At 55.4% G+C, this 504-nt stretch carries 2 protein-coding genes; one reads left to right on the top strand and one right to left on the bottom strand.

The window, feature by feature from the left end:
* Positions 1–392: F0F1 ATP synthase subunit gamma (locus tag ACIPLA_RS28210; RefSeq protein ID WP_401177756.1), on the bottom strand; the 392-nt coding region annotated here is incomplete at its 3' end.
* Here ACIPLA_RS28210 and ACIPLA_RS28205 point away from each other — a divergent pair.
* Positions 295–504, top strand: a 210-nt coding sequence (locus tag ACIPLA_RS28205; RefSeq protein WP_401177759.1) for a hypothetical protein, incomplete at its 3' end; no start/stop codon positions are given. The genes ACIPLA_RS28210 and ACIPLA_RS28205 overlap by 98 nt on opposite strands.

Below are 504 nucleotides of genomic sequence, written 5' to 3'. Positions count from 1 at the left end.
ATAGCTGCAACGACGTTACCGCCGAAGTTGCGGAAGAAAGCCGCACCCTTGCTACCCACTACACACAGATCAATCTCGACGCCGTTTTCGCGGTTTACCGCCATGTCCTTGACCAGGGCCTTGAACAGGTTGGTGTTCAAGCCACCACACAGACCACGGTCACTGCTCACCACAACGTAACCGACGCGCTTTACTTCACGGTCGATCATGAATGGGTGGCGATATTCCGGGTTGGCGTTGGCCAGATGGCCAATAACCTGGCGGATGCGCTCCGCGTAAGGACGGCTAGCAGCCATGCGCATTTGTGCCTTGCGCATTTTGCTGACCGCCACTTTTTCCATGGCGCTGGTAATCTTTTGCGTGCTTTTGATGCTCGCAATCTTACTGCGAATCTCTTTTGCGCCGCCATGTAACACCTATCAGGTTAGCAAGCGGGAGCCTTGCGGCTCCCGCTGCGGCTTACCAGGTTTGGGTGGCCTTGAACTTCTCGATACCGGCTTTCAT

Source organism: Pseudomonas sp. NPDC086112 (genome assembly GCF_044746425.1).
In the GTDB taxonomy this organism is placed as follows: domain Bacteria; phylum Pseudomonadota; class Gammaproteobacteria; order Pseudomonadales; family Pseudomonadaceae; genus Aquipseudomonas.
The sequence above is the reverse complement of the archived record's forward strand: the minus strand, read 5'-3'. Positions and strand labels throughout refer to the sequence as shown.